The following is a 6,286-nucleotide window of genomic DNA, read 5'->3' as shown; positions in this document are numbered from 1 at the left end:
GCTACCCGTCGTCGCCTTGGTAGGCCATTACCCCACCAACAAGCTGATAGGCCGCGGGTCCATCCCATACCGCCGGAACTTTCCACCCTCAAAGATGCCTTCAAGGGTCGTATCCGGTATTAGACCTCGTTTCCAAGGCTTATCCCAGAGTACAGGGCAGGTTACCCACGTGTTACTCACCCGTTCGCCGCTCGTGTACCCCGAAGGGCCTTACCGCTCGACTTGCATGTGTTAAGCACGCCGCCAGCGTTCGTCCTGAGCCAGGATCAAACTCTCCAATAAGGATTGTGTTTGATCGCTCCAGACGGAATATGTCTGGCAATCTGGTATTACTCTCAAAGGAATATCTCTGACGAGAGATATTCATATTACTGGCTGTGTTATCGGCACGCTGTTGAGTTCTCAAAGAACACGCGCACACCGCAGCTAATCTCCGAAGAGAGTCACTTCCGGGGCTGTGTCAGGCTTAGAAGTCTTTCGCCGCGCTCCGTTCCGGTCTGTTTCCCGGCCCGTTCCGCGCTGGCAGAGAGAAATTTACACGGGCGCCCCACGAGATCCAAATCGGGGGTCCTTCACCGCGTCACCGCAGGTCAGACACCACGCGGACGGCCCAAACCCGCCAAGATCGACGCAGAGTGTGACCGGGGCCACGCAGAGAATCTTGCACCCGGCGTCAGTGAGGCGCGCTCGGCAGGTGCACGGTGACCGACAGACCGCCCGTCGGCACGGCCACTGCCTGGGCAAACCCGCCGTGAGCGGCCACCGCGGCACGCACGATCGACAGGCCGAGTCCCGTGCCGGACTGGCTGGTGCGGTCCTTGACGCCCCGGCGGAACGGCTCGAACAGCTCCTCGACGCGGTCGGGCGGGATGAGCGGGCCGGACGACGACACCCTCAGCACCGACCACTGCGGCCCGGTCTCGACCACGGTCTCGATCCACCCGCCGACGTGGTTGTGCCGGACGGCGTTCTCCAGCAGGTTGCCGGCGATGCGCTCCAGCAGGGCGGGGTCGCCGACCGCGAGAGCCGGCACGCACCGGAACACCGCGCGCAGGTTCCGCGCCTCCGCCTCGGCCCGCGTGGCCTTCCACGCCGACTCGACGACGGCGGACAGGTCGACCGGTTCACGCACGGCGAGTCCGATGCCGTCCGTGCGCGCGAGCAACAGCAGCGCGGACACCAGCTGTTCGGCACGCTCCCCTGCCGCGCGCACGACTCCGGCCATGCGGCGCAGCTCTTCGACGTCGGCGTCCGGATCGGACAGGGTCACGTCCAGTTCCGTGCGCACTACCGAGAGAGGAGTGCGCAGTTCGTGCGACGCGTTCGCGACGAACCGCCGTTGCGAGTCGAAGGCCGCTTCGAGCCGGTCGAGCATCGCGTCGAACGTGTCCGCGAGCTCCGCGACCTCGTCACGCGGTCCCTCCAGGCGCAGCCTCGACCCGAGCGACTCGGCCGACAGCTGACGTGCGGCGCCCGTGACGTCGTGCAGCGGTTTGAGCACACGGCCGGTGAACGTCCACGAGAGCAGAGCGGCGGCCAGCACCATGCAGGCGAACGCGATCAACCCCGCGTGCAGCAGGTCTTGGCGAGCGGCAGCGGTCAGCGCGTCGGTCAGGGTCTGCACGGTGACGGTGACCCCGTCGACCGTGACCTGGCTGTCGGAGGGGAACGACGGAGACGAGTCGAAGACCCGCCCGACCAGCGTCCACCCGAGGAAGAGCAGGACAGCGCTCACCGCGGCGACGAGCGCGGTGGTGAGCAGCGTGATCCGGAGACGCAGTCCTGGGCCGCGTCTGCGCATGTCAGTCCTCAGCAGATCCGTTCGAAGCACTCGGCACCCGGTACCCGGAGCCCACGACGGTGTCGATGATGCCCGGCTCGCCGAGCTTCTTGCGCAACGTCATCACGGTGACGCGCACGGTCGTGGTGAACGGGTCGGCGTTCTCGTCCCACACGCGCTCGAGCAGCTCCTCGCTGCTGACGACCGACCCCTTGGCCGCGAGCAGGACCTCGAGGACGCCGAACTCCTTGCGCGTCAGCTCGATCGGGGTGCCGCCGCGTGCCACGGTGCGCCGCGCCGGGTCCAGTTCGACGTCCTGCGCGGACAGCACGGGCGGAGTCGCGGGCGTCGCGCGCCTAGCCAGCGCCCGCACGCGCGCCACGAGCTCGGGGAACGCGAAGGGCTTCGCGAGGTAGTCGTCGGCGCCCAGCGACAGCCCGGACACCCGGTCCTCGATCGAGCCGCTGGCCGTCAGCATCATGACCCTGGTGAGCGCGCCGGAGCTGAGGATCTCCTTGCACAGCTCGTCGCCGGACATCCCCGGCAGGTCGCGGTCGAGCACCACGACGTCATACCGCGTGACGGTCGACTTCTCGTGCCCGGTCTCGCCGTCGTAGGCGACGTCCACGGCCATGCCTTCGCGCCTCAGGCCGCGAGCGATCGCATCGGCCAGGGGCGCCTCGTCCTCGACAACCAGAATCCGCACCAGTCCAAGGTGCCACATCCACCTGAGACCACGCTTAACGGCACCTTCACGCGCGCTGTCGGAGCTATCCGCGCTGGTGGTGCGCCAGAAGCACACCCAGCAGACGGGTCAGCTCCTCCCGGTCGGGCTCCGCGAGCGGCCTCAGGAGCGCGACCTGTGCCCCGTCGAGCGCCCGGTCGAGCCGGCACAGCCGCGTCCTGCCGAGCTCGGTGAGCGTCACGGTGTTGCGCCTGCGGTCCCGCGGGTCCGGCGCACGGTCGACGAACCCGTGGTCCGACAGCTCGTTCACCGCCGCCACGACGTCGCTGCGGTCCATGTTGCAGCGGCGGCCGAGGTCGGCCTGGCTGGCCGCGCCGAACTCGTCGAGCGCGGCGAGCACCCGGTAGTGGTAGCCCCGCGCTCCCTCTTCGCCGAAGGCCTCGGAGGCGAGCCGGTGCGCGTGCACCGCGAGCTGGGTCAGCAGCCAGCTCGGTTTGCCGGCCAGGCGTGCGGGGGTCTCCTCCATGGACGTCATCCTAAAACGTTGGTGCGACCAACAAGGATGTGTAATGTTGGTGGCGCCAACGTTGGCGCCACCAACCAGTTAGAGGTTCTCATGTCCGCGACAGACCGTCTCGAGATCAACGTCCTGTTCAGCAAGCTCGCCCGCCTGCTCGACGAGAAGCGGTGGGACGACGCGCACACCGTCTTCGACCGCGACATCGCGATCTCGTCACCCCGCAACGGCGAGATCAACGGCATCGACGAGTTCGTCGCGGCGATGCGGAGTGCCGACAAGCCGGACGAGCTCACCCAGCACATGACCACCGGTCTGCTGGTGGAACTCGACGACGACAAGGCCACCGCCTCGGCGAACTCGGTGACCTACTTCTTCCGTGCCGGCGAGGCGCCCTTCCGCTCCGCGGGGCTGCGCCTGGACTGCGCCGCGGTCAGGACGCCCGCCGGCTGGCGGCTGCGCGAGTCGCGGACGACCCTGCTCTGGCTGCGCGAGGAGTGACCGGTTCCGCGGTCAGGACCTGCGGGCGGGCCGGTCCACCACGACGGTCGAGGCGGCCTGCAGCGCCCGCAGCTCCAGCAACGCCGGGTGCTCCTCGGCCAGCCGGGCGGCGTTCAGCAACGACCGCAGCGCGGCCGTCTCGCCACGGGCCCGCTCCAGCGCCGCACGTCCCTCCGAGGCCGCCACCAGCTCGGCCAGCGCGGCCCGCCGCAGCTCACCCGGCATGACGACGTCGCGAACGGCGACCTCGGACACGGTGATCCCCAGCTCCTCGGCGCGCGCCGCGACACCGGCCAGCATCTCGGCGGCGACGGCGTCCCGCTCGGGGTCCACCACCGAGTGCGCGCGGGTGACCACGGCGGCACGCAGAGCGAGCTGCACGGCGGTGTAGAGGTCGGACTCGGGCTCAGCCGACTCCATGACGTACTTCGTCGGCGAGGTCACCGCCCACCGCACCACGACCGTCACGCGCACCAGGACCCCGTCGGCGGTGGGAACCTCCTGCGCCGCCGGGGTCATCGTCCGCGAGCGGACGTCGACGCGGGTCAGCACGGACCGCATCGGCACGCGGTGCCGTCCGGGACCGAGCTCACCGACCAGCACACCGCGGTCGAACCGGACACCCCGCTCCCACGGGTACAACGTGCGCTTCATCGTCTCCACCCCCGTCCGGACAGGCCACGACCCCGGCCGGCGAGGCGGTGAGCGGGAGTCCTCTGGGGGACTCGCAGAGCTCCTCGCCCCCGTGTGCGGCCGGGGTCGTGGCGTCAGGATTCGAACCTGGTCTCTACAGAACCAACGCGTCCGCCCTATCACGGGACCAGGCGAGGGAAACCTGCCGGGCCGCCTGGAGCGGACGCTCTCGGGGTGGGAGGTTAGCCGACCTACTTCTCCGCGGTCGCGTCGATTTCCACGGGCAGGCACTCCAGCCGGGCCGCCCACTCCGTCACGCGGCGTGCGACGTCCTGCGCGGTGATGCCGCACGACGCCAGCACCTCGCCACGCGAACCGTGGTCGTGGAACTGCTGCGGCAGTGCGATGTCCCGCAACGGCACCTCGACGTCGGCGTCGCGCAGGGCAGCCGCGAGAGCCGAGCCGAAGCCACCGTGCCGGCCACCGTCCTCGACGGTCACGACGAGCTTGTGCGACGCGGCCATCTCCACGAGGTCGGACGACATCGGGTAGATCCACCGCGGGTCGACGACCGTCACGCCGATGCCCTGGTCCTCCAGCCGTTGCGCGGCTTCGAGGCCCAGCTCGCCCAGCGCACCGACCGTCACCAGCAGCACGTCGTTGCCGGAACGGCGAAGCACGTCGACGGAACCCACGCGCTCCAGCGCCGGCAGGTCCGCGCCCACGGACGCCTTCGGGTAGCGGATCACCGTCGGGGCGTCCGAGACCGCCACGGCCTCGCGCAGCTCCTCGGCGAGCGTGCCGGCGTCACGCGGCGCCGCCACGTGGATGCCGGGGACGACACCGAGGATCGACATGTCCCACATGCCGTGGTGCGACGCGCCGTCCGGGCCGGTGACACCCGCGCGGTCCAGCACGACCGTGACGCCCTGCTTGTGCAGCGCCACGTCCATCAGCAGCTGGTCGAAGGCCCGGTTGAGGAACGTCGCGTACACCGCGACGACCGGGTGCAGGCCGCCGATCGCGAGACCGGCGGCGGAGGTCAGCGCGTGCTGCTCCGCGATGCCGACGTCGAAGAAGCGCTCCGGGAACGCCTTGGCGAACGCGTCCAGACCGGTCGGCCCCTGCATCGCGGCGGTGATCGCCACGACGTCGGAGCGCTCGCGGCCGATCTCGACCAGCGAGTCGGAGAACACGTGCGTCCAGGTGCGGCTGGACGGCTTCAGGTCCTCGCCGGTGATCGGGTCGATGACGCCGGTGGCGTGCATCTGGTCGGCCTCGTGGTTCTCGGCCGGCGCGAAGCCCATGCCCTTGCGGGTGACGGCGTGCACGATGACCGGGCCGCCGAACGACTTCGCGCGCTGCAGAGCGGACTCCAGCGTCGAGATGTCGTGGCCGTCGACCGGGCCGATGTACTTGAGGCCGAGGTCCTCGAACATCGCCTGCGGCGCCAGCGCGTCCTTGATGCCGCGCTTGGCGGCGTGCAGGGCGGCGTAGACGGGCTTGCCGAGGATCGGCGTCTGCTGCAGGGCGCTCTTGCCCTTCTCCAGCACGCGCTCGTAGCCGGGGCGCAGGCGCAGCGACGACAGGTGGTCGGCGAGACCACCGATGGTCGGCGAGTACGAGCGGCCGTTGTCGTTGACCACGATCACGACCGGGCGGTTCTTGTCCGCCGCGATGTTGTTCAGCGCCTCCCAGCACATGCCGCCGGTCAGCGCTCCGTCGCCCACGACGGCGACCACGTGGCCGTGGGCGCCGTTGATCTGCTTCGCCTTCGCCAGACCGTCGGCGTACGACAGCGCCGTCGAGGCGTGCGAGCTCTCCTGCACGTCGTGCTCGGACTCCGACCGCGACGGGTAGCCCGACATCCCGCCCCGCTGGCGCAGCCGGTCGAAGCCGTCGCGCCGGCCCGTGACGATCTTGTGCACGTACGACTGGTGACCGGTGTCGAACACGATCGGGTCCTGCGGCGAGTCGAACACGCGGTGCAGAGCCACGGTCAGCTCGACGACACCCAGGTTCGGGCCCAGGTGCCCGCCCGTCTTGGACACCTTGTCGACCAGGAAACGCCGGATCTCCTCGCACAGCCGCGACAGCTGCGCCTCGTCCATCCGTTTCAGATCAGCCGGTCCGTGCACGGACTCCAGCAGGGTCACCACGCCCACCTCAC

The 6,286-nt window shown here is 69.7% G+C and carries 6 protein-coding genes and 1 rRNA gene; 1 reads left to right on the top strand and 6 read right to left on the bottom strand.

Going from position 1 to position 6,286, the window contains the following annotated elements; all coding sequences use genetic code 11:
• From L6E10_RS15710 to L6E10_RS15695, 4 genes are all read right to left on the bottom strand, one after another.
• A 16S ribosomal RNA gene (locus L6E10_RS15710) occupies positions 1–282 on the bottom strand; the annotation flags it as partial.
• A 391-nt stretch (positions 283–673) separates the two neighbouring features.
• Positions 674–1,801, bottom strand: a complete 1,128-nt coding sequence (locus L6E10_RS15705) for a cell wall metabolism sensor histidine kinase WalK (protein WP_236220262.1) — start codon at positions 1,799–1,801, stop codon at positions 674–676.
• 1 nt (position 1,802) lies between these two features.
• Positions 1,803–2,486, bottom strand: coding sequence for a response regulator transcription factor (locus L6E10_RS15700; protein ID WP_090102807.1), 684 nt, complete (start codon positions 2,484–2,486; stop codon positions 1,803–1,805).
• Between the two features lie 64 nt (positions 2,487–2,550).
• On the bottom strand, positions 2,551–2,991 hold the full coding sequence (locus tag L6E10_RS15695; RefSeq protein ID WP_236220261.1) for a MarR family winged helix-turn-helix transcriptional regulator: 441 nt from the start codon (positions 2,989–2,991) through the stop codon (positions 2,551–2,553).
• Between the two features lie 90 nt (positions 2,992–3,081).
• Between L6E10_RS15695 and L6E10_RS15690 the strand changes: the two genes are divergently transcribed.
• Complete coding sequence (locus tag L6E10_RS15690) at positions 3,082–3,483, top strand: nuclear transport factor 2 family protein (RefSeq protein WP_236220260.1); 402 nt, start codon at positions 3,082–3,084, stop codon at positions 3,481–3,483.
• 12 nt (positions 3,484–3,495) lie between these two features.
• Here L6E10_RS15690 and L6E10_RS15685 read toward each other — a convergent pair whose 3' ends face one another.
• Both L6E10_RS15685 and dxs read right to left on the bottom strand, forming a co-directional pair.
• The gene (locus L6E10_RS15685) at positions 3,496–4,137 is read right to left on the bottom strand and encodes an SPFH domain-containing protein (RefSeq protein WP_236220259.1); all 642 of its coding nucleotides are present in this window, start codon (positions 4,135–4,137) and stop codon (positions 3,496–3,498) included.
• Positions 4,138–4,367: 230 nt separating this feature from the next.
• Entirely contained in the window at positions 4,368–6,272 is a 1,905-nt protein-coding gene (dxs, locus tag L6E10_RS15680) for a 1-deoxy-D-xylulose-5-phosphate synthase (RefSeq protein WP_236220258.1), read from the bottom strand.
• Positions 6,273–6,286 lie beyond the last annotated feature (14 nt).

Origin of the sequence: Lentzea sp. CC55 (genome assembly GCF_021056325.1) — a bacterium.
In the GTDB taxonomy this organism is placed as follows: Bacteria; Actinomycetota; Actinomycetes; order Mycobacteriales; family Pseudonocardiaceae; genus Lentzea; species Lentzea jiangxiensis.
This window is presented reverse-complemented; position numbering and strand designations above follow the sequence as displayed.

Bases quoted from the DNA above. Each gene is read 5' to 3' on its own strand.
- L6E10_RS15695 (WP_236220261.1), bottom strand. From the start codon at position 2,991: ATGGAGGAGACCCCCGCACGCCTGGCCGGCAAACCGAGCTGGCTGCTG.
- L6E10_RS15690 (WP_236220260.1), top strand. From the start codon at position 3,082: ATGTCCGCGACAGACCGTCTCGAGATCAACGTCCTGTTCAGCAAGCTC.
- L6E10_RS15705 (WP_236220262.1), bottom strand. From the start codon at position 1,801: ATGCGCAGACGCGGCCCAGGACTGCGTCTCCGGATCACGCTGCTCACC.
- L6E10_RS15685 (WP_236220259.1), bottom strand. From the start codon at position 4,137: ATGAAGCGCACGTTGTACCCGTGGGAGCGGGGTGTCCGGTTCGACCGC.